The 24,863-nt window shown below is 57.0% G+C and carries 23 protein-coding genes; 12 read left to right on the top strand and 11 right to left on the bottom strand.

What is annotated here, in order from left to right; all coding sequences use genetic code 11:
• Positions 1-295 precede the first annotated feature (295 nt).
• Genes panM through F8R23_RS22410 form a run of 3 tightly spaced genes read left to right on the top strand, consistent with a single transcriptional unit; the run spans position 296 to position 3,946 of the window.
• Positions 296-688, top strand: coding sequence for an aspartate 1-decarboxylase autocleavage activator PanM (gene panM / locus F8R23_RS22420; protein ID WP_129936293.1), 393 nt, complete (start codon positions 296-298; stop codon positions 686-688).
• On the top strand, positions 685-1,902 hold the full coding sequence (locus F8R23_RS22415; RefSeq protein WP_129936292.1) for a DUF3142 domain-containing protein: 1,218 nt from the start codon (positions 685-687) through the stop codon (positions 1,900-1,902). Before panM ends, F8R23_RS22415 begins: the two co-directional genes overlap by 4 nt.
• A 46-nt stretch (positions 1,903-1,948) precedes the next feature.
• Positions 1,949-3,946: a hypothetical protein gene (locus F8R23_RS22410; protein ID WP_232810880.1), complete on the top strand. Its 1,998-nt coding sequence runs from the start codon at positions 1,949-1,951 to the stop codon at positions 3,944-3,946.
• Between the two features lie 59 nt (positions 3,947-4,005).
• Here the strand turns inward: F8R23_RS22410 and rpoH are convergent, their stop codons facing one another.
• The 4 genes from rpoH to ftsY all read right to left on the bottom strand — a co-directional run bounded on the left by rpoH (position 4,006) and on the right by ftsY (position 8,365).
• Positions 4,006-4,863, bottom strand: a complete 858-nt coding sequence (gene rpoH / locus F8R23_RS22405) for an RNA polymerase sigma factor RpoH (RefSeq protein WP_085116506.1) — start codon at positions 4,861-4,863, stop codon at positions 4,006-4,008.
• A 316-nt stretch (positions 4,864-5,179) separates the two neighbouring features.
• Positions 5,180-6,133, bottom strand: a complete 954-nt coding sequence (gene ftsX / locus F8R23_RS22400) for a permease-like cell division protein FtsX (RefSeq protein WP_012004693.1) — start codon at positions 6,131-6,133, stop codon at positions 5,180-5,182.
• Positions 6,123-6,794 carry a cell division ATP-binding protein FtsE gene (gene ftsE / locus F8R23_RS22395; protein ID WP_012004692.1) on the bottom strand — a complete coding sequence of 224 codons (672 nt, stop codon included), beginning with the start codon at positions 6,792-6,794 and terminating at the stop codon, positions 6,123-6,125. The genes ftsX and ftsE overlap by 11 nt, the downstream gene beginning before the upstream one ends.
• 5 nt (positions 6,795-6,799) lie before the next feature.
• Positions 6,800-8,365 carry a signal recognition particle-docking protein FtsY gene (gene ftsY / locus F8R23_RS22390; protein WP_151416040.1) on the bottom strand — a complete coding sequence of 522 codons (1,566 nt, stop codon included), beginning with the start codon at positions 8,363-8,365 and terminating at the stop codon, positions 6,800-6,802.
• Positions 8,366-8,588: 223 nt separating this feature from the next.
• On the opposite strand from ftsY, the gene rsmD reads away from it, so the two are divergent.
• Together rsmD and F8R23_RS22380 are read left to right on the top strand one after the other, a co-directional pair.
• Positions 8,589-9,209, top strand: a complete 621-nt coding sequence (rsmD, locus tag F8R23_RS22385) for a 16S rRNA (guanine(966)-N(2))-methyltransferase (RefSeq protein WP_129936289.1) — start codon at positions 8,589-8,591, stop codon at positions 9,207-9,209.
• Positions 9,199-9,471, top strand: coding sequence for a DUF1145 family protein (locus F8R23_RS22380; RefSeq protein WP_151416039.1), 273 nt, complete (start codon positions 9,199-9,201; stop codon positions 9,469-9,471). Before rsmD ends, F8R23_RS22380 begins: the two co-directional genes overlap by 11 nt.
• Positions 9,472-9,498: 27 nt before the next feature.
• On the opposite strand, the gene F8R23_RS22375 is transcribed toward F8R23_RS22380, so the two are convergent.
• The gene (locus tag F8R23_RS22375) at positions 9,499-9,855 is read right to left on the bottom strand and encodes a DUF2500 domain-containing protein (protein WP_099062150.1); all 357 of its coding nucleotides are present in this window, start codon (positions 9,853-9,855) and stop codon (positions 9,499-9,501) included.
• Between the two features lie 160 nt (positions 9,856-10,015).
• Between F8R23_RS22375 and F8R23_RS22370 the strand changes: the two genes are divergently transcribed.
• Positions 10,016-10,642: a lysoplasmalogenase gene (locus F8R23_RS22370; protein ID WP_085116501.1), complete on the top strand. Its 627-nt coding sequence runs from the start codon at positions 10,016-10,018 to the stop codon at positions 10,640-10,642.
• Positions 10,643-10,679: 37 nt separating this feature from the next.
• Here F8R23_RS22370 and F8R23_RS22365 read toward each other — a convergent pair whose 3' ends face one another.
• Positions 10,680-11,057, bottom strand: a complete 378-nt coding sequence (locus F8R23_RS22365; protein WP_129936288.1) for an AprI/Inh family metalloprotease inhibitor — start codon at positions 11,055-11,057, stop codon at positions 10,680-10,682.
• 52 nt (positions 11,058-11,109) lie between these two features.
• On the bottom strand, positions 11,110-12,573 hold the full coding sequence (locus F8R23_RS22360) for a serralysin family metalloprotease (protein WP_099062152.1): 1,464 nt from the start codon (positions 12,571-12,573) through the stop codon (positions 11,110-11,112).
• 614 nt (positions 12,574-13,187) lie between these two features.
• Here F8R23_RS22360 and F8R23_RS22355 point away from each other — a divergent pair.
• Positions 13,188-15,503: a zinc/cadmium/mercury/lead-transporting ATPase gene (locus tag F8R23_RS22355; protein ID WP_151416038.1), complete on the top strand. Its 2,316-nt coding sequence runs from the start codon at positions 13,188-13,190 to the stop codon at positions 15,501-15,503.
• A gap of 65 nt (positions 15,504-15,568) precedes the next feature.
• Here F8R23_RS22355 and tusA read toward each other — a convergent pair whose 3' ends face one another.
• The gene (gene tusA / locus F8R23_RS22350) at positions 15,569-15,814 is read right to left on the bottom strand and encodes a sulfurtransferase TusA (RefSeq protein ID WP_085116500.1); all 246 of its coding nucleotides are present in this window, start codon (positions 15,812-15,814) and stop codon (positions 15,569-15,571) included.
• Between the two features lie 220 nt (positions 15,815-16,034).
• Here tusA and F8R23_RS22345 point away from each other — a divergent pair, with 220 nt between their 5' ends.
• From F8R23_RS22345 to F8R23_RS22335, 3 genes are all read left to right on the top strand, one after another.
• Entirely contained in the window at positions 16,035-16,700 is a 666-nt protein-coding gene (locus tag F8R23_RS22345) for a 7-cyano-7-deazaguanine/7-aminomethyl-7-deazaguanine transporter (RefSeq protein WP_112349343.1), read from the top strand.
• Positions 16,701-16,742: 42 nt separating this feature from the next.
• Positions 16,743-17,177, top strand: a complete 435-nt coding sequence (locus F8R23_RS22340; RefSeq protein WP_129936318.1) for a GNAT family N-acetyltransferase — start codon at positions 16,743-16,745, stop codon at positions 17,175-17,177.
• Positions 17,178-17,257: 80 nt separating this feature from the next.
• A complete protein-coding gene (locus F8R23_RS22335) occupies positions 17,258-17,821 on the top strand; it encodes a DcrB family lipoprotein (protein ID WP_085116498.1) in 564 nt (187 codons plus the stop codon).
• A gap of 28 nt (positions 17,822-17,849) precedes the next feature.
• Here F8R23_RS22335 and glpC read toward each other — a convergent pair whose 3' ends face one another.
• Genes glpC through glpA form a run of 3 tightly spaced genes read right to left on the bottom strand, consistent with a single transcriptional unit; the run spans position 17,850 to position 21,950 of the window.
• Positions 17,850-19,049 (bottom strand): anaerobic glycerol-3-phosphate dehydrogenase subunit GlpC, encoded by a 1,200-nt coding sequence (gene glpC / locus F8R23_RS22330; RefSeq protein WP_129936285.1) that lies wholly within the window; start codon positions 19,047-19,049, stop codon positions 17,850-17,852.
• Positions 19,046-20,317, bottom strand: coding sequence for a glycerol-3-phosphate dehydrogenase subunit GlpB (gene glpB / locus F8R23_RS22325; RefSeq protein ID WP_151416047.1), 1,272 nt, complete (start codon positions 20,315-20,317; stop codon positions 19,046-19,048). The genes glpC and glpB overlap by 4 nt, the downstream gene beginning before the upstream one ends.
• Complete coding sequence (glpA, locus tag F8R23_RS22320) at positions 20,307-21,950, bottom strand: anaerobic glycerol-3-phosphate dehydrogenase subunit A (protein WP_099062161.1); 1,644 nt, start codon at positions 21,948-21,950, stop codon at positions 20,307-20,309. Before glpA ends, glpB begins: the two co-directional genes overlap by 11 nt.
• A gap of 365 nt (positions 21,951-22,315) precedes the next feature.
• Between glpA and glpT the strand changes: the two genes are divergently transcribed.
• Both glpT and glpQ read left to right on the top strand, forming a co-directional pair.
• The gene (glpT, locus tag F8R23_RS22310) at positions 22,316-23,671 is read left to right on the top strand and encodes a glycerol-3-phosphate transporter (protein ID WP_017891280.1); all 1,356 of its coding nucleotides are present in this window, start codon (positions 22,316-22,318) and stop codon (positions 23,669-23,671) included.
• An 83-nt stretch (positions 23,672-23,754) separates the two neighbouring features.
• On the top strand, positions 23,755-24,834 hold the full coding sequence (gene glpQ, locus F8R23_RS22305) for a glycerophosphodiester phosphodiesterase (RefSeq protein WP_129936283.1): 1,080 nt from the start codon (positions 23,755-23,757) through the stop codon (positions 24,832-24,834).
• The last annotated feature ends 29 nt before the right edge of the window (positions 24,835-24,863 follow it).

Raw genomic sequence — 24,863 nt, 5'->3', positions numbered from 1 at the left:
TATTTTCTAATAAGACTTTATTTTTCATGCCATTAAACAGGAATTTTCTGCTGCAAATCAACTTGCACAATCAGGAACAAGCGGTGTAAACAGCATAAAATCCGGATTAAATCTGCGCTGTTTAGCATCAGGCGCAGCGCGTTATGCTGGTTCTCGATCGATTCACTACATATTTACTCGGAAAATGCGTCTTGCAAAAAACATTTCGCGCAGTAATCGTACAGAAAAACTTACACATCGCTCTGCGCAAGATCTATTACACTGTCGGCATCGATTAGCCGTTCGGAAATCCTGCATGAAACTGACTATTGAGCGATTAACCACGCTGTCCCCACAAGACCTTATCGACCTTGGCAAAATCTGGCCGCATCAGCAGCCGGAACAGTGGGAAAGCTGGCTTAGCGGCGATAAAGCGCTGTTTGCCGCTCGCTTCAACGAACGCCTGCTGGGCGCGGTGAAAATCGAGCTGAACGGTGATCACGCCAAGTTGCAGGATTTACTGGTGCGCGAAGTGACGCGCCGCCGCGGTGTCGGGCTGTATCTGGTACAGGACGCCCAGCGCCACCTGCCGCAGATAACGCACTGGCAGCTTTCTACCGCCGGTCTGACGCCACGCGAACGCGGTGAAGTGGATAACTTTATGCGCGCCTGCGGGTTCACACAGCAAGGCGAACTCTGGCAGCAATGAAACGCAGGCTAATGGCGTTATTAATGCTGGCCCTGGCATCGACCGCCTGGTTCGGCGGCCGTCAGCAGGCACTGCAGTTACCGCAGACCAGGGATAACCAGGTCTACGTCTGGCAACGGGTCTGGACGCCGCAACATGCACTGGCGTTGGCGCAAAGCCGCGATCTGTTCCCTGCATTGCGGGTGCTGGGTTTGCAGGTGCATCCGCGTGAAGGCTGGCGTGAGATCCCGGTCAATTTGCCGTTACTGAAACAAGAGGACCGCCCGCTGTGGTTGGTGGCACGTCTGGACGGGCAACTGGCGCAGTTGGATGAGCCCGCCATTCGCCAGCGCCTGCTAAAACAGGTGCAACAATGGCAGGCCGCCGGGCTGCAGGTCGTCGGCGTTGAAATAGACCATGACGCCGCCACCGCACGTCTGCCTGATTATCAGCATTTCCTCCAGCGACTGCGTCAACAGCTCCCTCACTCACTGCAACTGGGCATTACCGCCTTACCGGCCTGGATCGGCTCCGCAGCGTTGCCGGGTGTATTACAACAGGTGGACAGTTCGGTACTGCAGGTGCATGCGGTGCTGTCTCCTCAGCAAGGGTTATTTTCCGGCCCGTTGGCACTGCGCTGGGTAACACAGTACGCGAAAATCACGCAAAAACCCTTTCGGGTGGCATTGCCCGCCTATGGCATGGGTCTGGTGGGGTTTGACGCGCAAGGCGCGCAGGTTGAAAGCGAAGCCTCGCTGCGCGTCGCAGGCACTTCACGCGAGCTGACGGTCGCGCCGCAACAGGTGGCTGATTTTCTGCATCAGCTGAACGCGCAGGCCATGCCGCACCTGCGTGGCATTATCTGGTTCCGGCTACCGCTGGCGGAAGATCGTCGCGCCTGGTCATTGGCTACGCTGCGGGCAGTGATAGAAAACCGGCCGCTCAGCGTCAACTGGCAGGTAAAATTTAGCCCTCAGCCACAGCAAAATGGGTTGAATGATCTGATAATTCATAATAACGGGCCGGTTGACGCCCCGCTGCCCCATGAAATCGTCATCACCGCCAGCGAGTGCCTGGCGGGGGATGCCGCGGGCAATTACCGGCTGGAAAGTGAGCCTCAACGGCAACGCTTTGTCCTGATTAGCGGCGACCAACTGCGTGCCGGGCAATCCCGGCCACTGGGCTGGCTACGCTGCCAACAACTGACGCCAGGAGGCACCCTTGTCACACCTTAATACTCGCACCCTTCCACTGGCTGCACTGATCGGTTCAGCGTTAGCGATGCCGATTAACAGTTATGCCTGCGGGCCGGATTTCCCTAACCGTTTGCTGGTCGATCGCAATGGCACGCTGCTGTACATGCCGGAGGGCAACTTTGCCTTTGAAGCCGGCCGCCTGGTCGCCGTGGATAAACAGCTGCCGTTATGGAAAGCGCCACCGCCACCTATGCCGCCGAAACCCATGCCGCAATCGCCGGAAACCATCATCATCGGCAAAATGCGCGCGGCAAAAACCGTTGAAGAGGCCGATGCGGTCAATACTCAGGGGTTGTCTGATGCCGCTCGCCTGTACCAACTGGGCGCAGTGGCCTTTGCCGGCCAGGATCCGCGGGCCGGCGAATACTTCCAGCAGGTATTGGCGCTACCCGCTGCAGAACAGGGCGATTGGGGGCTACGAGCGCAATACTCACTCGGCCGACTGCTGATGGGCGATCACGGCACGCCAGAGAACGAAAGTGGCGAACCGGCTGCGACGGCCAAACACCCGGCAAAACCGCAGCTGGAGCAAGCGCTGGCGGCTTTCCAGCAGGTGATTGAGCGAGTGAAAAGCGGCACGGCCGATCCGGATCAGCTGGCGCTGAGCAGCCTGGGGCAGCAGGCACGTATCCACCTGTGGCTCAATGACGTGACTCAAGCGGCGCGGCTGTATGCGCAGCAGGCGGCGCAGGGCGATCAAGAGGGTGGACTGTCGCTGCAGTACGTCTCCAGTTATCTGGTCAACCCTGACCACTTCGAGGCGCTAAAACAGGCGATTGCCGATCCGCTGATCCAACAGCTGGTGACCATCGAACTGTTCGCCCGCAGCAGTAATCTGCAAATGGCCGACACCGACGGCACCAGCAGCCGCTCAACGCAGATCGTCAGCCAAATTCTGACGCTGTTGGATGCCTCGGTGAAAAGCGGCTTCAGCGGCAGCGATCGATTAGCGGCATTGGCTTACCGCGCCGGACAATATCCGATGGCGGCCAGCCTGCTGAAGCATGCCGGTGACAGCGGTCTGGCCTGGTGGCTGCGCGCCAAGATGGCGCTGCGTGACGGTGATGTTAAGGCCGCGACCGCAGACTACGCCAAAGCGGCGGCAGCTTTCCCATCCAGTGAAAGCTGGGGCGAGCAGCGCAATGCAGACTTTACGCCGGAAACTATCGTCCCCGAGTGTCGGGTGGCCGGGGAACAGGCGATCCTGGCGTTGGATCGCGGTGACTATCTGCAGGCGATGGATTTCCTGTATCGCGGCAAAGCGCTTTATTGGGCGGACGTCGCCGACGTGGCCGAACGGGTGCTGACCGTCGACGAACTGAAAGGCTTTGTCGATAAGCATGCGCCAGCGCCGACCACACCGCTGAAACCGGTCAATCCGGACGAATACAACGGCCAGCCCCTCACGCCGGAAGTGCAATTGCGCGAACTGCTGGCGCGGCGGCTGATGCGCGCCGGACGTCCTCAAGAGGCCATGGGTTATTTTGACATCCCTAACTATCGCCAGGTGGCGCAACAGTACGCCGATAAGCTGAAAACGGCTCAGGACAAAACCACCGATAAACTGGCGCGCGCCCAAGCCTATTATCAGGCAGCAACGCTGCTTCGCACCCAGGGGTTAGCGTTCACCGGTTATGAGATGACGCCGGATTACGCGATTTATGACGCGGGCTATTCCTATCTGGGGGATGCCTTTGATACCCGTGAACTAAAGCATAAGAGTTGGATCAGCAGCGCAGAGGCCGTGCGGGCCAAAGCTGCATTGCCACCGCAGGATAATCGCTTCCTGCATTATCGTTGGCAGGCCGTCACACTGGCCCAGCAGGCGGCCGATTTGCTGCCGCCTAAAAGCCAAGCCTATGCTGCCGTGCTGTGTAATGCCGCCAGTTGGGTGATTAAACGTGATGCAAAAACCGGTCAGGCATTGTACCAGCGCTATATCAACACAGGGACTCGTTACCCTTGGGCCAACAAGTTTGGCTATAGCTGCCCGGCACCGGACTTCGCCGCCGTTGCGCCATAACGCCGAATTTCAGGCACAAAAAAGCCCGGCTAGCCGGGCTTTTTAACGCTTACGCGGGATTAGGCTTCGATCGCCATTTTCAGTTTCTTCATGGCGTTCTTTTCTAGCTGGCGTACACGCTCAGCAGAAACACCGTACTGATCGGCCAGCTCTTGCAGCGTGGACTTATTGTCGTCGTCCAGCCAACGGGCACGAATGATGTGCTGGCTACGCTCGTCCAGGCCTTCCATCGCATAGGCCAGTTTGTCTGCGGCGTTGCTTTCCCAGTTATCTTCTTCGATACCTTCGGCAAAATCAGAGCTTTTATCCTGCAGGTACAGCACTGGTGCCATCGACTGGCCTTCACGGGCGTCGTCGTCCGGCGTTGGATCGAAAGTCATATCCTGTGCCGCCATACGGGACTCCATCTCGCGCACGTCCTTGCTGGTCACGCCCAATTCACGGGCCACCAGTTCCACTTCGTCCTGATTAAACCAGCCCAGACGCTGCTTGGTTTTACGCAGGTTAAAGAACAGCTTGCGCTGTGCCTTGGTGGTAGCAACTTTAACGATACGCCAGTTGCGCAGTACGTACTCGTGAATTTCTGCCTTGATCCAGTGCACCGCAAAGGAAACCAGACGCACCCCAACCTCTGGGTTGAAGCGGCGAACCGCTTTCATCAGGCCGATATTACCTTCCTGGATCAGGTCCGCCTGCGGCAGGCCGTAACCAGAGTAATTCCGGGCAATATGAGCGACAAAGCGCAGGTGAGACAGGATGAGCTGCTTAGCGGCTTCCAGATCGCCCTGATAATGCAGCCGTTCAGCCAGCTCCCGCTCTTCCTCTGCTGTCAGCATCGGATAGGTGTTGGCGGCCCGAACATAGGCTTCCAAACTGCCCAGGGGCACTAAAGCTAAAGTTTGCATTTCTTTGGTCATTCAAACCCTCTCTTGAAAAAAACAGGTCATGCAGGTGATTATCACGGCGGGGAAATGATTGATTCTACGGCAGTTGCTATTGCAAAAGCGGTCCACACGCCGGGCACCATAACATTTTGCTGCAGATTTTGACCGTGTTCCGCCCTATTAGTTCACAGTTTTTCGATCACATTGTGCATGACAATACGTGACGAAGACTCAGGCCGATAGGGAATTTGTGCGCAAAGAAGAGACTGGGTGGTGCTTGGGTTGGTGCCGGTAACTCTTCTCCCGCAACACGCTCGGAGCAGCAGAAGAAGAGTATACCAAAAAAACTTTATTGTGGTGTAAATCGACGTAAATGTTGCACCGTCGCCAGCCAGGCGGCGATCCAGCCGATCATCGCGGAGACAATCAGCAGTAACAGCGCTTCATCCCAACCCAACCCATGCAGAGTAAAGGTGGTGCCAAAGACCTTGGCCACGCCGGTGACCACCGACTCCAGACGCCACACCATCCCGCCGGATAACAGCAACGACAGCAATGCGCCAAAGAAACCCAGCATAGCCCCGCCGTTCAGGAACGGCCGCAGGATAAAGCCGTCGGTCGCACCGATCAGCTTCATCACGTTGATGGTGTCACGACGGCTGAAGATGCTCAGCCGCACGCTGTTGCCAATCACCAGGAACACCGCCACAATCATCAGCACGCCGATCATCGCAGCCACCTGGCCCACCAGTCCAGTCAGCGCCGCCAGGCGGGCAAACCAGCTGTCATCCATCCTTACCTCATCCACACCCTGTACCGCTGCCACGCGATCGCGCAGGGTGTTGAGGGTGTCGGAACTTTGGAAACTCATTTTTGGCGTGATAATGGCGACCGCCGGTAACGGGTTCTCTTCCAGCATGTCCAGTGCGCCGCCAAAGCCGGACCAGTTGCGGAATTCGCCCCGGGCCTCTTCACGCGACAGGTAATTCACTTTCTCTACGCCGGCTTCCGCCTTGATGGCGTCGAGCACTTTCACCGCCGCGTCGTCATCGAGGGATTTATCCAGATAAACCGTCAACTGCGGCGTTGGGTACCATTGGGTCGCGGCGGTACTGACGTTTTTCCAGACGATGTAACATACGCTCGGCAGTGTCAGGGAGATGGCAATCACCATTACCGTCAGCAGCGTTGCCAAGGGTTGGCGCAGCATATCCTTGATGGCGTTCATCCAGGCGTAACGCCATTGTTCACGCCAGCCACCGCGCAGCGCTTTGCTCTTGGCGGTTTTTGCGTTATTCGCCATGATGCGCTCCTCCAGCCATACGACCCTGGCTCAGGCGCAGAGTGCGGTAATTGCGACGGGCAATCAGCCCGGTGTCATGGGTGGCCATCAGCACGGTCACACCAACACGGTTAAATTCTTCAAACAGGCGCAGAATGCCTTCCGACAGCGCATCATCCAGGTTACCGGTTGGCTCATCCGCCAGCAGCACCGCCGGTTTGTTCACCACCGCACGGGCAATGCCCACACGCTGTTGCTCACCACCAGAAAGCTGGATCGGGAAGTTTTTCGCCTTATCCAGCAGCCCGACCTTGTCCAGCGCAGCAGAAACGCGACGGCGGATGTCTTCGGTACTGGCACCGGCGATAATCAGCGGCATCGCCACGTTGTCATACACCGTACGATCCAGCAGCAGATGGTGATCCTGGAAAATCATGCCGATCTGACGACGCAGGAACGGCACCTCACTGTTTCTCAGGCGACTGATGTCGTGACCACCAAACCAGATATGGCCGGCGCTCGGCCGTTCAATGCCACAAATCAGTTTCAGCAGGGTACTTTTACCCGCGCCGGAATGGCCGGTCAGAAACGCCATCTCTGCCGGGCGCAGATGGAAATCTACCCCCTGCAGTGCCTGCCGTCCGCCCAGATAAGCTTTACTGACCTGTTCAAAGCGAATCATCCGTATTAATCCTCTCGGGCAAAAAGTGCCTCAATAAAATCGTCAGCCTTAAACGGCCGCAAATCTTCGATGCCTTCCCCAACGCCGATATAGCGAATCGGGATAGCGAACTGATCGGCAATGGCAAAGATCACCCCGCCCTTGGCGGTACCGTCCAGTTTAGTCAGTGTGATACCGGTTAAGCCTACGGCTTCATTAAATAATTTCGCCTGGCTGACCGCATTTTGTCCGGTGCTGGCATCAAGAGTCAGCATAACCTCATGGGGGGCCTGGTCGTCCAGTTTTTTCATAACGCGGACGATCTTCTTCAGCTCTTCCATCAGGTGCGCCTTGTTCTGCAGACGCCCTGCCGTATCGGCCAGCAGTACGTCGATACCGCGCGCCTTGGCGGCCTGTACGGCATCGAAAATCACCGAGGCGGAGTCTGCGCCAGTTTGCTGCGCGATTACCGGAATACGGTTACGTTCGCCCCACACCTGTAACTGCTCCACCGCTGCCGCACGGAAGGTATCCCCCGCTGCCAGCATCACCGATTTGCCTTCCGCCTGGAACTGGCGGGCCAGCTTACCGATGGTGGTGGTTTTACCCACGCCGTTCACCCCAACCATCAGAATGACATACGGGGTTTTACCACTAACATCCAGCGGCTGTTCAACTTTAGTCAGAATTTCAGACATTTCCTCCTTCAGCTTGCCGTACAACGCCTCAGCATCTTTCAACTGCTTGCGGCTGGCGTGTTGGGTCAGGGAGGTAATGATTTTACGCGTGGTTTCTACGCCGACGTCGGCAATCAGCAGCTGTTCTTCCAGTTCTTCAAACAGATCGTCATCGATTTTCTTGCCACGAAACAGACCGATAAAACCGGAACCCAGATTCTGCTTGGTTTTCACCAGGCTGCGCTTCAGGCGGGCAAAGAAGCCTTCTTTGGTCGGACGTTCCTGTTCCTGAGTCACCGCAGGGGCCAGCAGCTCAGGTTGCTGTTCTTCAATCTCTTCAATAATGGCCGGGGCGATGATAATCGGCTCCAGCGCCACGCTGGCCGGCAGAAGCTCTGGCTCTGGCGCAATCACCTCAGGTTCAGGCTCGACCACTTCCGGTTCAATCACAGCAACCGGTTCTGGCTCAACCTCGATAACCGGCTCTGGCGTCAGCACCTCAGGTTCAGGCTCAATCACTTCCGGTTCAACCACAACAACCGGTTCAGGCTCAACCTCGGCGATCTCCTCTACTACCGCAGGTTGTTGCTCTGCCGCCACCTGTTCGGTAAGGATAACAATCTCTTCCGCCAGCGTTTCTGCCGCTGTAGGGTGCTCGGTAACCACCGGCACGCTTTCGGCGATATGTTCGCCGGTCAGGCTGCCGTCCCATTCGCCAGGGGTCTCTACGGAGGCGGCAGGTTCAGATTCCTGGGCGGGAAGCTGGTCATCCAGCTTGGGAGCAACCGGTTCAGCCGGTGTCTCCACGGCCTGATTTTCCGCCGGTTCTACCGACGTTTCAGGTTGCTGTTGCTCTTCTTCTTTCTGGCCGAAGCCCAGCCAGGAGAAAAACCCGCGTTTCTTATCTTTTGCCATGTTATGACTCTACTCCGTACCGAAGGCTTGCTTATACTGACAATTATTCCGCCGAGTCTATCACTTTCCCTCGCGCAGCAACACGCATCCGGTATGCTTTCCGCTGTGAAATCAGGCAACAAAGTTTTACCGTTTCCCCCGGCGCGTCTCACCGGTAGAATAGAGGCAACTTTTCGTTAACTTGTGCGGCCTTCACCGCCCCAGAAAGAAATAAAGCAAATCTATGACAAGAATATCGCCCCGGGCGTCGGCCAAAAAACCGCCTCAGGCTGCGGCCGGGCAGATCCGCATTATCGGCGGCCAATGGCGTGGACGAAAACTGCCGGTACCGAATAGCCCAGGGCTGCGTCCGACCACCGACCGCGTCCGTGAAACCCTGTTTAACTGGCTGGCACCGGTGATCCAGGGCGCGCGCTGTCTGGACTGTTTCGCCGGTAGCGGCGCACTCGGCCTGGAAGCGCTGTCACGCTATGCCGGCAACGTCACGCTGTTGGAGTTTGAACGCCCGGTGGCACAACAGCTGGAGAAAAATCTGGCGTTGCTGCAAGGGAAAGGCATTGTGGTCAATACCAACGCGTTAAGCTGGCTGGCGGGCAAAGCTCAGCCGTTTGACGTCGTGTTTCTCGATCCGCCTTTTCGCAAAGGGCTGCTGGCGGAAACCGTCACGCTGCTGGAACAACAGGGCTGGCTGGCCGATGAGGCCTGGATCTATGTAGAGGCCGAAGCCGAAAGTGCCGCCACGGACGTCCCGGCCAACTGGCAGCTACACCGTGAAAAAGTGGCCGGTCAGGTGGCTTACCGTCTTTATATTCGTTCTCAAGAGAAAACCGACAATGCTGATTAATCTGGGTCGCTTGCTGATGCTGTGCGTATGGGGCTTTCTGCTCTCCAATCTGTTTCACCCTTTTCCCAAGCCGCTGAAGTACTTCATCGACGTGGCGCTGTTCTTTATGGTGGTGATGCACGGGCTGCAGTTGGTGTTGCTGAAGTCGACGCAGCCTAAAGATCAGCCGATAAGCTACTGGCAGGAAGCCAAGATCTTCATCTTTGGCGTTTTCGAACTGCTGGCCTGGCAGAAAAAACAGCCGCCGCTCAAAAGAAAATAACACCACGCGGGCGCGGGATCGGGTGCCCTACGGCTGAGCGGTAAAAGAGACAAAGCGTGTGCCCTGCACGAGCAGCATGCCCTGCGCACCTTTCTCTATAGGGCCGTATTGCTGCTGTTTCAGCCGCAGGGTAATGTCCTCTCCCCCGCGCTGCGGGTGGAACACCACTTCATACCGCATCGCTTCATTGACGATATGTTCGCGCTGGCGTGAACGGTTATTTGAAGCAGGGAACTCACGCTTATCGCTCACCGTAACCTGCAAGCTGCGTACCGGCGCGCGGTCATTTTCCGCCTCCGAACGGCGCTGGTTGAAATAGCGATGCGTCGCCAGTACGGCGATCAACGCAATCACGGCGACAAAAAACAGCGGTGGCTTACTCATCTTGATTCCCATTCCCTTCGCGGTTAAATCGGCGTAAACATAGCATTCTCAAGAAAGCGTTGTCGATTACAGGCGTGCTGCCTACACTGCAATCAGGAAGTGACACTGGTGACAATTTGGAGCCGGAGGCTGTGGCTCCCATAATGAATAAGGAAGACATATGAGTTGGCCGTTCCTTGCCGTATTCTTTTCCGGTTGGTTGTTCGTTGACGCCTCCTACCGTGGGCCACGTTGGCAGCGTTGGGTATTTAAACCGGTTACCCTGCTGCTGCTGTTATTACTGGCCTGGCAAGCGCCGGTGCTCGGCCCAGCGGGCTATCTGATTGTCCTCGGCCTGTTGGCGACGCTGATCGCCGACGCACTGTTACTGCTGCCGCGCGAACGCGTGCTGTACGCCATCGGCGCATTTTTCCTGTCGAATCTGCTGTATACCCTGAGTTTCGCCAGTCAGATGACCTTCAGCCTGTTTTGGCCGCTGCCATTGGCGCTGCTGGTGATTGGTGTGCTGTTGCTGGCGACTATCTGGACCCGGCTGGAAGAGATGCGCTGGCCGATTGCCACCCTGGTAGCAATGACGCTGCTGATGGTGTGGCTGGCGGGGGAACAGTACTTCATGCGCAGCACCGATTTCGGTTTCTCGCTGCTGGCGGGGACCTCACTGCTGTTGCTGGCCAACGTGGTGTGGCTGCTGAATCGCTATCGCTTTACCTTCCGCGCAGCCGATGCGCTGGTGGCATTCTGCTACTTCTCCGGCCATTTCCTGATTGTACGTTCGCTTTACCTGTAATTTCTCAGGGCGGGTTCGGCTGCCGAACCCGCTATGATTACACCAACGCCTTCAGCGTCAGGCCGTCACCCGCACCTGGCTGGTTCCGATAAATATCCCCGTCGCGCGAAAAGAACACCAGCGTGCTGCCGTCCGCCTGTAGCAGAGCGATGCCATCCGGCGCCGGACGCCAGCCGACCACTTCAGCCGTTAACACCTTCTTCAGACAATTCTGCCGATCCACCAGTTGAAAGCCGTTAGTGGCACTCTGTTCACTGGCCAAAAACTCGATCTGGCACTGTTGTTGCGCATCAGCGACTTGCCATTGCCCCGCCAGTGACCGTGCGGTAGGAAGAACCAAACTGCTGGCCATAACTGCCCCCGTAACCATTATGCTCCCCGCCATTATGGCGGTACGCGCCAAGCTGCCTTTCATATCGGCTCCTGCATAACGCCCGGCCAGGTTGCACCGGGCGTTATCCTCACGGTTACACGATAAAATCAGTGGTAACGTCTACCTGACCCACGATTTTCACCAGGAAGTCCGGCGCCTGATGGCCGCCGATATTCAGGGCTAAATCGCTGACGTTATTTGACGCATTGTAGGACAGCAAGGCTTCGCCCACTGCACCGCTGAAATGATCGACGAAGTGGATTTGATCGCCGCCCTGCTTGCCCTGATTGAAGAACGACAGGTCAATTTTGTCGGCGCCTTTCTGGAAATCCTTGATCACATCGGAAGCGCCCGGTGCGGAATCGCTGACCGCAGAGAAGACAAAGATATCCTTGCCTGCGCCGCCCCACAGTTCATCCGCTCCGCCACCGCCGAACAGCACGTCGTTACCCGCACCACCTTTCAGCACGTTGTTGGCCGCATTGCCAACGAGCACGTCATTGCCCGATCCACCGATGGCGTTCTCAATGGTCACACCCGCCGCGATAGACACGTTGCCTTTCAGCCCGCCCACGTCGGAGAAGGACTTCTCGTTCAGGTTGATGCGCTGGTTGGCGGTGTAACCGGAGAAGTCGAAGGTATCATTACCGCCCGCATCCCAGGCAGCAAAGATCACTTTCTGCGAGTTGCTGGTGGTGCTGAGGAAATCGCGGCCAGTATTGGAGTTGAAGCCATACACGGTGTCGCCGGTACGGGTCGACAGGTTGGCACCATACAGGTGTTGAATGGCGGCGATGTCATCCAACAGCGGTGCCGCTGCATAGTGTCCGCCGTTATCACCGCCGGTGTTGGTTTCACTCCAGTAGCTCATCAGGCTGAACTCGCGGGTGTCCTCGGCATAGGTAACGTCATTGTAGGTTGGGTTGCCCTCACCGGCGTTGTACTCACCCGGGTGGCTCAGGCCCAGCGCATGACCAATCTCGTGGGTAAACGTCTGACGGCCATAGTCCTCGCTGGCCGGATGCTTAACGTTGGATTGGTTGACGTTGTACCAGGTCTGGCCGCCCAGATCCTGACCCTGATAAATGGTATTCGGCAGGAAGGCATAGGCCTGGGTGTCGTAGTCATAATGACCGGGACGATCCTGACTGTAGTTGCCAAAGGTGATATTGGCCTTTTGGCCGGCGGCAACTTCGGTGAAGGTGAGATTGGCCACGTCAGACCAGGATTGCAGTGACAGCTTGGCCTGTTGCTGCTGCTCCGCACTGAACTTGCTCAGCCCGGTGTCGCCGGCGACGTTGGTGGATGAGAATTTATAGTCCGGGAACGAGAAAGTTAATTTGGCCGGTTGACCAAAAACTTTATAACCGTTCCAGGTTTGGTTCTCACGGGTAATAAACAGCCCAGCTTGTTCGTTTGAAAATGAGTCCTTGCCATTAACCTGGATCCCGTTGCCACGCTCGTGGTAATGCAACAGATCGTCTACAGCATTGTAGCCGGACCCGGTCGCTGCGAGGCTGGATTCAGTAACTTCAATTGCCTTTTTAGTAGATTGCATTGGTTCGATTCCACTCATTAGTTGATCGTTATCAATCAGACAGATAGACATAACCTGCCAGACAGCCACGAAGAAGGATCCGTCGGCTAACCGGCAGGGACTTATGCGCCGTTACCGGCAATGTGTTAGATAGAATTAATGCATATATATCAGCAAATAAGATTACCGCCATAAATGGTAATCGATTCCAATTATAGGCAGGACCGCAAAACTGAACATAAAATAATCAGCTATATATTTTCACAACGAAGGAGACTTATGCTGGGTTTTGGCGATCTTTACAATCTAAATGAAACTTAATAGTCACATGTTGGCAACAAACTTCAACAAAAATGCGGCCTGCAAGTGCAAGCGGATCGTGCTGGTATTTAAGTGACAAAAAGTTAAATTTAGCTAAAGAGTTATAGATTAATAACTCTTTATTATTAGCCACCGGGACCTTTAAGTTTGTATTGGAATAACATCTTATTATTTCGCCTAACGGCCCTGATCCACCCGCGATAACTCCCGCCTCACAGTTAGCAATAATTCTCATCCGTTGCTTGACTCTGGAGTTGACTCCAGGGTGTAGAGTCTGGCCAATGAACTTCATTAACGGCCCGGAGGGGGACGCTATGACTCACCATGAAAAGCATAATCATCAGGAACATCACCATGCGGAGGGCGGCTGCGGTTGCAACCATAGCCACAGTAAAACCCAGCACGGTTGCAGCAGTGAAAAACAAAGTGACGCCAGCCCTGGTGAACATGCCCATACGCACGATCATGGCGCAGGCGGTTGCAGCACTGACGATCATGAGGATCCGGATGAGGAAAGCGACAGATTAGCTGCCGCCCCTCTCTCCGGTAGCCAACGCTACAGCTGGAAAGTCACCGGCATGGACTGCCCAAGCTGTGCCAAGAAAATTGAAAATGCGGTGACGGCGCTCCCGGGAGTCGACAACGCCCGCGTGCTGTTTGCCACCGAAAAACTGGTGGTCGACGCCCAATCCGATATCAGCCAGCGCATTCAGGATGCGGTGAAACAGGCCGGTTTTACCCTGCTCGGCACCCAGACCACCCCAGCCGATTTGCCAAAAACGTCACGTCTTGGCGAGTTTGGTCCCCTGTTGCTGCTCACTGCACTGATGATCGTCAGTTGGGCACTCAGCCTGGTCAACCCCGAGCTAAGCCGCATTGCCTTTATCGCCACCACGCTGGTAGGCCTGGCCCCGGTCGCCACCAAGGCGGTACGCCTAATCCGCTCCGGCACGCCGTTTGCCATCGAAACCCTGATGAGCGTAGCGGCCATTGGCGCACTCTTTATCGGCGCGACCGCCGAGGCGGCAATGGTATTGCTGCTGTTTATGGTTGGCGAGATGCTGGAATCCTATGCCGCCAACCGTGCGCGACGCGGCGTAAAGGCGCTAATGGAGCTGGTGCCGGAAGACGCCCTGCTGTTGCAGGGAACACAACGCAAACGCGTTCCCGTTGCCAGCCTGCGCCCCGGCGATGTGATTGAAATTGCCCCCGGCGGCCGTCTGCCGGCCGATGCCGAGCTGCTCAACCCGTTCGCCAGCTTCGACGAAAGCGCCCTGACCGGCGAATCTGTACCGGTCGAACGTCAGCAGGGTCAGAAAGTCGCAGCGGGCAGTTTGTCGGTCGATCAGGCCGCGCAGATGAAGGTCATTTCCGAGCCGGGTAAAAACGCCATTGACCGTATCCTGCAACTGATTGAAGAAGCCGAAGAGCGCCGTGCGCCGATCGAACGTTTCCTCGACCGTTTCAGCCGTTACTACACCCCGGCCATTATGCTGCTGGCCATCGCGGTGATCCTGGTGCCACCGTTGCTGTATGCACAACCCTGGGATATCTGGATTTATCGTGGCCTGACCCTACTGCTGATCGGCTGTCCTTGTGCGCTGGTGATCTCTACCCCGGCAGCGATCACCTCTGGATTGGCAGCCGCCACCCGCCGCGGAGCGTTGATTAAAGGCGGTGCGGCGCTGGAGCAACTGGGCCAGGTGCAAACCATCGCCTTCGATAAAACCGGTACGCTGACAGAAGGCAAACCGACAGTGACCGATGTGCTCCCGCTCAACGGCATCAGCGAACAGCAGTTGCTGACCCTGGCCGCCGCCGTCGAGGCCGGTTCCCATCACCCGTTGGCGCAAGCGATTATCAACCGCGCCGAACAGTATGGCGTGCCCCTGCCGCCGGCACAGGGGCGACGCGCACTGGCAGGCATTGGGGTCGAGGGTGTTATCAACGGCAAAACCCTGCTGATCAGTGCTCCCGCCAAGCTGGCCGCTGGCCTGCTCACTCCGCAGGGCACCAGTCAGGTAGAACGGCTGGAAAATGCCGGTAAAACGGCGGTGGTGGTACTGGAAGACGGTATCCCGATTGGCCTGCTGGCACTGCGTGACACACTGCGTAGCGATGCCAAACAGGCGATTGCCGAACTGAAAGCGCTGGGGATCAACGGGGTGATGTTAACCGGTGACAACCCGCGTGCGGCGGCGGCGATTGCCACTGAGTTGGGGCTGGATTACCGTGCCGGGCTGCTGCCGGAAGATAAAGTGAAGGCGGTGACTGAACTGAGCGAACTTCGGCCAACGGCGATGATCGGCGACGGCATCAATGATGCACCGGCGATGAAAGCCTCCAGTATCGGCATCGCTATGGGCAGCGGTACCGACGTGGCGCTGGAAACGGCCGACGCGGCGCTGACCCATAACCGGCTGGTGGGCGTGGCGGAAATGATCCGCATCTCACGCGCAACACACGCCAATATTCGGCAGAACATCACCATTGCGCTAGGGCTGAAAGGGGTGTTCCTGATCACCACTCTGCTGGGCCTGACCGGGCTGTGGCTGGCGGTGCTGGCGGACTCTGGCGCCACCGCGCTGGTCACCGCCAACGCCCTGCGACTGCTGAAGAAGCGCGACTAAGCCATAACACACCCCTGGGGCAGCGAATATCTTGCCTCTGGGGTGTCATAATATGGCTACGGTACTTAGACGCCCTTACGTAGCAGGTAGCGGTAAGGCGCGGTGTCGGTTTCCTGCGCCACCAGCGTGTGTTCCATAAAGCGGCAGAACCCCGGAATGTCGCGCGTGGTGGCCGGATCATCAGCAATAATCAGCAGCGTTTCACCGTCATCCATATGGCGCACGGTTTTACGCACCATCATTACCGGTTCCGGACAGCGCAGTCCCAGCGCATCAAGCGTCTGGTCGGCCTGGGCAAATAAGTCAGTCATGCAATTTTTCTCGGTCAAAAGCGATCGGCGAACGCTCGCCGTATCTCATCAGCGCCTAGTTTACGCCGGTAGTTTTTCTGCGCAAGATGCGTTAACGTTTGCGTTAAATTTAACCATTGCATTGGTTGCGCAAACGCGTATCATGCGGCCGCGCAGCTTATTTCTCTGCACAAACAAAACGCTTTGGGTTCCCTCACCCCACTATTAAAAAGGCTACAACATGTATTCGTTTACTGCTCGGCAGCGCCTTACCGCGTTGGTCTGGCTATCGCTGTTCCATATTGTCATCATTACCTCCAGTAACTACCTGGTGCAGTTGCCGATGTCCATTTTCGGCTTTCATACCACCTGGGGTGCATTTACCTTCCCGTTTATCTTTCTGGCTACCGACCTGACGGTGCGAATTTTCGGTGCCCCGCTGGCACGACGTATTATTCTTTCGGTAATGGTACCGGCGTTGTTTATCTCGTACGTGATTTCAACCGTGACCTATCAGGGCGAATGGCAGGGCTTTGCCGCCCTGGGCAGCTTTAATCTGTTTGTGGCGCGTATCGCCGTTGCCAGCTTTATGGCTTATGTACTCGGCCAGATCCTCGACGTTCACGTTTTCAATCGCCTACGTCAGCGCAGTGCCTGGTGGGTTGCCCCTGCCGCCGCCATGTTCCTCGGCAATATCAGCGATACTCTGTCGTTCTTCTTTATTGCGTTCTACAAGAGCAGCGACGCCTTTATGGCCAACAACTGGGTTGAGATTGCCTTGGTGGACTACAGCTTCAAAGTGCTGATTTGCATGCTGTTTTTCCTGCCGATGTATGGCGTTCTGTTGAATATGCTGCTTAAGCGTATCGCCGCCCGCCAAGACAACGGCAGCCTGCAAGCAGGCTGACCCGTGTTATCATTGGCGGCCTGCATCGACCCGGAGGCCGCCATGATCATCACCACCCGCCACGCTACCCTCGAAGAAATTCACCGTCTTTATCAGCAAATCCCCGAATTCGGCAACCTGCATAGCCTGGCCGATTTGCAACTGCGTATCGAATCCGCTCCCGTTAACGCACTGATCGCCGAGATCGACGGGCAGCCGGCCGGTTTCAAACTCGGTTATCAACAGCAGGATAAGGTGTTTTACAGCTGGCTGGGCGGTGTGTTACCGGCTTTTCGTCGCCATGGGATCGCGCAGAGACTGCTGGCCGAACAGGAACACTGGGCACGGGCTCAAGGGTACCAACAGCTGACCGTAAAAACGCGCAATCAGTTCCGCGCGATGCTGATGATGCTCATCGGCCATCACTATCAGATTGTTCAACTGGAAAAGAAAGGCGAAGTGGCTGATTATCGGCTATTACTTGAGAAAACCTTGTGACAACATCAGCCTTGCATTTCAACGTGGAATAGGTTGCGATAAGGCAGTGAAACCCTACCTGAAAGGAAGAAGGAAGCCCAATGCGTAAAGTAGCAAAATTGATGGGTATCAGCCTGTTAGTGCTTGGCCTGGCGGCCTGTGACGGCGAAACCAAAGACACCAAGGCGTCGGCAGGTGATGCCGCAGCCAGCGCCCCAGCCGGGCAACAGGTGAGCTTGCTGGATGGCAAGCTGGCATTCACCCTGCCGGTGGGCATGGCGGACCAAAGCGGCAAGCTGGGCAATCAGGCGAACAACATGCACGTTTACGCCGACAGTACCGGCCAGCGCGCTCTGATCGTGATCCTCGGCGATAAAACAGCCGACAGCCTGGAAACCCTGAGCAAGCGTCTGGAAGATACCCAGCGCTCGCGTGACGCCAACCTGCAGGTGATCACCAACAAAGCCATCGACGTTAACGGCGTACCGCTGCGTCAGTTGGACAGCATCATCACTAGCGGCGGCGAGAAAGCCTATTCCTCTATCCTGATCGGCACGCTGGACAACAATATGCTGACTATTCAGGTGACGCTGCCGGCGGATAACCAACAGCAGGCGCAGAGCGAAGCCGAAGGCATCATCAAAACGCTGAAACTGAACAAGTAATCTTACTCTGGGCGCAGCCCGCTGCGCCCTATGCCAATGCCTGCGCCAGCAAGGTGATCGGATGTTCGCAGCGCTTGCTGGTCGACATCTCGATTTGCCATTTGCAGGTTTCGCAGTCCGTGACCACCAGGTCCACCCCGCTTTCCTCTATTTGACGGAACAGCGACGCACCAATGCCCTGCGACGTCTCATAATTCTCCGATTTAAATCCATAGGTGCCGGCAATACCACAGCACTGCGAATCCAGCACCACCAGCTCCACCCCCGGTATCTGCCGCAGCAGCTCCAGCGTATAGGCGGTCCAGCCCATTTTCTCCATATGGCATGGCGTATGGTAGGCCACCCGCAGCGGTGTGTGTTTCAGCGGTAACTGGCGTCCCTGATTGAGCAGGCGGTACAGATAGCGCGTCGCCAGTTCCACCCGCTCGCGCACCGCCGAGGTATCCACTTCCAGCAAATGTGGATATTCATCGCGCAGGGTAAAAGTACAGCTTGAAGAGGTCGCCACCACCGGGATACCTCGCTCCAGCACCGCCTCGTGCAGCGATTCGGCATTCACCCTGGCCTGTTTTTTGGCCTGGGCGATAAAGCCATTGGCGATCAGCGGCACGCCGCAGCATTTCTCGCGTTTCAGCAACTGCACGCCAATATCCATCGCATTAAAGACCTTGATCAGATCCTTACCCAGTTGCGGGTGGTTGTAATTGACGAAGCAGCCGTGGAAGAACGCCACCTGCTCGGCATAACGCTGTTGGGCCTGAGTCTGCTGGCGATACCAGCGGCGGAAAGTGCCGAACGAGTACTTTGGCAGTTCACGCCGATGGTCAATTTTCAGCGCCTTGTCGAGCAGGGCACGCACCGGCTTTAGCCCGGTAGCGGCGTTCACAATCGGCGCAAACGGCGTCGACAGCGAACCCATCAGGTCGGTATGACTGAGGATGGCGTCGCGCAGCGTGGGTTTGCTCTGGGCAAAGTCGGCACGGGCGCGCTGAATGATGTCGCCGATTTTGACGTCAGACGGGCAGGCCACCTCACAGCGTTTGCAGTTGGTGCAATACTTCAGCGCTTCGTCATACAGCGCCGGATCCTTCAGCCGCAGACGCTCGCCGTCCGGCCCCGCCTGTTTTGGCCCTGGGTAGAGCGGATTGACTTTGGCCACCGGGCAATAGGTGGTGCAGACGGTGCACTTGATGCAGTTTTCAAAGCTGTTGTCTTTCTGCAGGCTCATGGACGCTCCTCCTGTGCCGCAATCTGTTGCGCGACGTACAACGCCCCAATCAGCGAAACACCCGCACCGCAGCCCTGCTGCAGGGGATCATAGCCGCCGGTCACTGCACCGATGGCATACAGGTTGCTCAGTGGCTCCCCCTGCCTCAAGGCCCGCAGCCGCTCATCGGTGCGTACCCCAAATTGCAGGTAAGGCTGCGGAGCAAACAGATTACGGTGGCTCCAGTCAGCGCGATCCGCCCGGCTGTCGACATCCAGCCCAAACACCGGCTCACGTATACCCTCGAAGTCCGCCACCAGCCCATTGCTGAAAAAGCTGCCGCTGGCCAACACGACCTGTTGCGCCAGCAACGGAATATCGGTGTGGTTGCGGGTATAGAGGCCAGTGACTCGCCCGGCTTCGATATCCGCCCGCAGCACGCTGTCACCCGGCATGAACACGCCGCCCAGTTGCTGCAGACGCGAACGCAGGGCCTGGTGCAGACGCATACCCAGTACCGAAGGCGGCAACGTCGGCAACAGACGGATCGGTTTACCCACCGCCATTTGCAGTGCTGCCAGTGAGTTATCATTTTCCAGCCCCAGACAGGCGGGCAGGAAAATCGCCTCGGTATCACCGGCCAATCTGCTCACCTCGTCCGCCATCGACGTCAGGTTTTCCGGCAGATCCAGTACCCTGGCAATATTCACCGCCCGGAACTCACTGGGGTTGTTGCGCAGCCGGTCGAGCGACGGCAAGTGCATATAAGCGACTTCCGCCTGGATACCCAGACTCTGCGTCAGGGAGCTGGCGGCCAACTGTGGCTGAAAATCCAAAAATCCTTCTATGCCAATCACCGCGATACTTTTCCACGGCAGTTCGCCGTCCAGCGGCGTGATCGGGATGGCCTGAGGACTGAGCCAGGTCGCCCGGCGCGTGCCTAATGGCGTAACCCGCAGATGATTACGTTCATTGCTGCCCTGCAGGCTCAAACCACAGCGCTGCAGCAGCTGAGCTGCGTCGCCCGACAGTGCCGCCACCCGTTCGGCACCTATCAGCGCATAAGGATGCCGTGGCGCCTGTAGCGCAAGCGCCGGCATTGCCGCCAGGGGTGAGGTTGCCAGGGTGCCGTCGGGTAGCTGCGCCAGCAGATCCAGCGATCCGGATGAAAAATAGAGCGCGCTTTGGCCTGAGCTGACCACGGCGCAACGCTTACCCTGTTCCGCCAGCCGAATGGCACAGGTCATGCCCGCCAGGCCACCGCCAATCACCACTACGTCAAATCGCATCATCGGCCTCCTGTTCCCCCCGGGCATCGAGCCCGCACAATCCCTGGTAAACCCAACTGGTAAATTCACTTTCACGCAATGCATCACCCCAGGCGATCGGCCGTACTCCTTTCCAACGCTCGTTGAGGAAATGCGATAGCTGATCGATCGACTGCTGCGGGGTGGTGACGTTAAAACGCGTCAGCAACCCGGCGGCGCGGCAGGCGCAGAGTTCTCCCTGGCAGGTGCCCATGCCAACACGGGTGCGGCGGCGCAGATCGACCAGGTTATTGACGGTAAGGGAGTTAACCGCATAGCGCACTTCACCGGCGGTGACCGCTTCACATTCGCACACCAGGCTGTTATCCAGCCGATCGCCGGCCGGTACCTGACTGGCACGATCGCCGTGGCGATACACCGCCGAACCACGAATGCTGGCAGGCAGGGAAACCACGCTGCGCACCGTCTCTTCCGCCGACTGACGGGAGCCAGGCAAGGCTTCCTGCGCGGTGGTACAGGGGCTGTCTAACCCAAGCTTTTCACACACTTTATCGGTCGCCCATTGCGCCATCAGCCGATAGGTCATCAACTTGCCGCCGGTAATGGTGATAAAGCCTTCCAGCCCGTCGCGGCTGGCATGATCGAGCAGCACGATGCCACGGCTGACATTGCGACCGCTGGGGTCGTCATCGCTGGCCACCAGCGGCCGCACGCCGGCATAGGCGCGCAGAATACGGGTTTGAGCCAGTTCCGGTGCCAACAGCGCCCCCTCACGGATCAGAATGTCCACTTCCTGCGGCGTCACCAGCATGTTGTCGATCTGGTCATAATCAATGTGGGTAGAGGTGGTGCCAATCACCGAAATGGTGTCGCCCGGCACCAAAATGTCGGCATCTGCCGGTTTGCGGCAGCGGTTGATCACCATGTTATTGATGCGATGGCCGAGGATCAGCAGAGCGCCCTTGGCCGGGAACATACGAATGCGCAGATCGGCATATTCCGCAATCTGCTGGCCCCAGATACCGGCCGCGTTGACCACCACCTCGGCGTGAATATCGTAGTGGCGTGCCGATTGATGGTCGAAAACGCGCACTCCGGTTACGCGATCGCCCGCGCGAAGTAAACCGACCACCTGATGATAAGTGAGGATCTGCGCACCGTGCTCACGGGCATCGAGCATATTGGCGGCGGTCAGACGGAATGGGTCGACAGTGCCGTCCGGCACCCGCACCGCACCGATCAGCGCCGGGTTGGCGGCCGGCTCCAGGCGCAGCGCCAACTGCGGGTCAATTGCTTCGGCTTTGATACCAGCGCTGTGGCAGGAGACAATGAACTGTTGTTGGTAGGCCAGCGAATCCTGCGGCAGCGTGATAAACAGCCCATCGGTACGCTCGATGCAGTGGTGCGCAATGCGCTTGAGGATTTGGTTCTCTTCTATGCATTCGCGCGCCGACTCACCGTCGGTCACCGCATAGCGTGCTCCGCTGTGCAGCAGACCGTGGTTACGACCGGTGGCACCGGTGGCGATATCGTGGCGCTCCAGCAGTATGCAACGCAGGCCACGACGCGCACAGTCACGAGCAATGCCCGCACCGGTCGCACCGCCGCCAATGATGATCACATCCGTTTCGTTATCCGGTGAATGACTGCTCATGAGGCTCTCTCAGGATCCGTGATTATTGGCCTATTGAGCCACAGTCATTGGGGTCTTTGTTTGATAAGGAACAATAACGAACTAGAAACGAAAACCAAATGTCCACAAAAAACCATGAATGTGATCATAATCACGATTTTTAGGCGTTTTTCTATTTCATAACGTTAACGAATCGCTCAAAATCCGCCGGTGTTTCATAAAAGTGTAACAATTGCGCCATTCATCACAGCGACACCAGGCTGATTTGACTAGGATGACGCTCGTTATGGAACAAAAAAACACCACATTCGATATCCGCTCAATCATCAAATGAACGTAAAAGGTCATATTGATGTGATAACTAGATAAAGCCATCGGAGGCGCTCATGTTGAGTATTTTTAAGCCGGCAGCACACATTTCCCGTGTGCCGGTCGACAAAGTCGACCCGCTGTACCGTAAATTGCGCTGGCAGATTTTTATGGGGATTTTCTTCGGTTATGCCGCCTACTACCTGGTGCGCAAGAACTTCACCCTGGCCATGCCTTACCTGATCGACCAGGGCTTCAGCCGCGGTGACCTCGGTTTCGCGCTGTCCGGTATTTCCATCGCCTATGGTTTTTCCAAATTCATCATGGGGTCGGTTTCTGACCGCTCCAACCCCCGGGTGTTCCTGCCCGCCGGCCTGATCCTGGCTGCCGCAGTGATGCTGTTCATGGGCTTCGTACCATGGGCGACTTCGAGCATCGCGGTCATGTTCGTGCTGCTGTTCCTGTGCGGTTGGTTCCAGGGTATGGGCTGGCCGCCATGTGGCCGTACCATGGTGCACTGGTGGTCGCAGAAAGAACGCGGCAGCATCGTTTCGGTCTGGAACTGTGCTCATAACGTGGGTGGCGGTCTGCCGCCGCTGCTGTTCCTGCTGGGTATGGCCTGGTTCAACGACTGGCATGCAGCGCTGTATATGCCAGCCTTCGGTGCCATCCTGGTGGCCCTGATCGCCTTTGCCCTGATGCGTGACACTCCGCAATCCTGTGGCCTGCCGCCGATCGAAGAATACAAAAACGATTATCCGGACGACTACAGCGAGAAAGCGGAAGAAGAGCTGACCGCCAAGCAAATCTTCATGCAGTACATCCTGCCGAACAAGTTGCTGTGGTACATCGCCGTGGCCAACGTGTTCGTTTACCTGCTGCGTTACGGCATCCTGGACTGGTCACCGACCTACCTGAAAGAAGTGAAGCACTTCACGCTGGATAAATCTTCCTGGGCCTACTTCCTGTATGAATATGCCGGCATCCCGGGCACCCTGCTGTGCGGCTGGATGTCGGACAAGGTGTTCAAGGGCAACCGTGGCGCCACCGGCGTGTTCTTCATGACCCTGGTCACCATCGCCACCGTAGTTTACTGGCTCAACCCGGTCGGTAACCCTGGCATCGATATGGCCTGCATGATCACCATCGGCTTCCTGATTTACGGGCCGGTGATGCTGATCGGTCTGCACGCACTGGAACTGGCACCGAAGAAAGCGGCCGGTACCGCGGCGGGCTTCACCGGTCTGTTCGGTTATCTGGGCGGTTCGGTCGCAGCCAGCGCCATTGTCGGCTACACCGTTGACTACTTCGGTTGGGACGGCGGCTTTATGGTGATGATTGGCGGCAGCGTCGGCGCAGTATTGCTGCTGCTGTTGACCATGCTGAGCGAGAAAAAACACCACGCGGAAATCGCTGCCAACAAACGCGGTTAAGCGTCATACAACTTTCGCATTATTTAAAGGCCGCGCTGCGGCCTTTTTACTACCCCTGCCCCTACAACATGGAGAACAACAGAATGCGGACTCAAGTCAAAGCCCTGCTGACAGGGATTATCCTGGCCACCTCAATGGTCAGCGCCGCACAGGCCGCCGACAAGGTGGTGATCGCCCACCGGGGTGCCAGCGGTTATCTGCCGGAACACACGCTACCGGCGAAGGCCATGGCCTACGCGCAGGGTGCGGACTACCTCGAGCAGGATCTGGTGATGACCAAGGACAACGAGCTGGTGGTACTGCATGACCACTATCTCGATCGCGTCACCGACGTAGCCGAACGCTTCCCGGACCGCGCCCGTAAAGACGGTCGCTATTACGCCATCGACTTTACGCTGGCAGAAATCAAATCGTTGAAGTTCACCGAAGGCTTTGAGATCGAAAACGGTAAAAAAGTGCAGGGCTACCCTGGCCGTTTCCCGATGGGCAAATCCGACTTCCGCGTCCATACCTTCCAGGAAGAGATCGAGTTTGTGCAGGGGCTGAACCATTCAACCGGCAAAAACATCGGTATTTACCCGGAAATCAAAGCGCCGTGGTTCCACAAGCAGGAAGGCAAGGATATTTCCAGCAAAGTGCTGGCGGTGCTGAAGCAGTACGGTTATACCGGCAAGGGCGACAACGTTTATCTGCAATGCTTTGACGCCAACGAGCTGAAGCGGATTAAAACCGAGCTGGAGCCGAAGATGGGCATGGATCTGAAGTTGATCCAACTGATCGCCTACAACAAATGGCAGGAAACCTATGAGCAGAAGGCCGACGGCAAGTGGGTGGAATATGACTATGACTGGATGTTCAAGCCGGGCGCGATGAAGCAAATTGCCCAGTACGCCGACGGCATCGGGCCGGACTACCATATGCTGGTCGTGGCGGAAAAATCCAAGCCGGGCAAGGTGGTACTGACCGACATGGTGAAAGAAGCCCATGCCAACAAGCTGGCGGTGCACCCTTTCACCATCCGTGCCGATGCGCTGCCGGACTACGTGACCAACGTAAATCAACTGTATGACGTGATTTACAACCAGGCGGGCGTTGACGGCGTGTTCACCGACTTCCCTGACAAGGGCGTGCAATTCCTGCAAAAGCAGGACCAGCACAAGTAGTAAAGATCAACGTATCCCAGGTGACGAAT

Source organism: Serratia proteamaculans (assembly GCF_008830365.1).
GTDB classification, from domain to species: Bacteria; Pseudomonadota; Gammaproteobacteria; order Enterobacterales; family Enterobacteriaceae; genus Serratia; species Serratia proteamaculans.
This window is presented reverse-complemented; position numbering and strand designations above follow the sequence as displayed.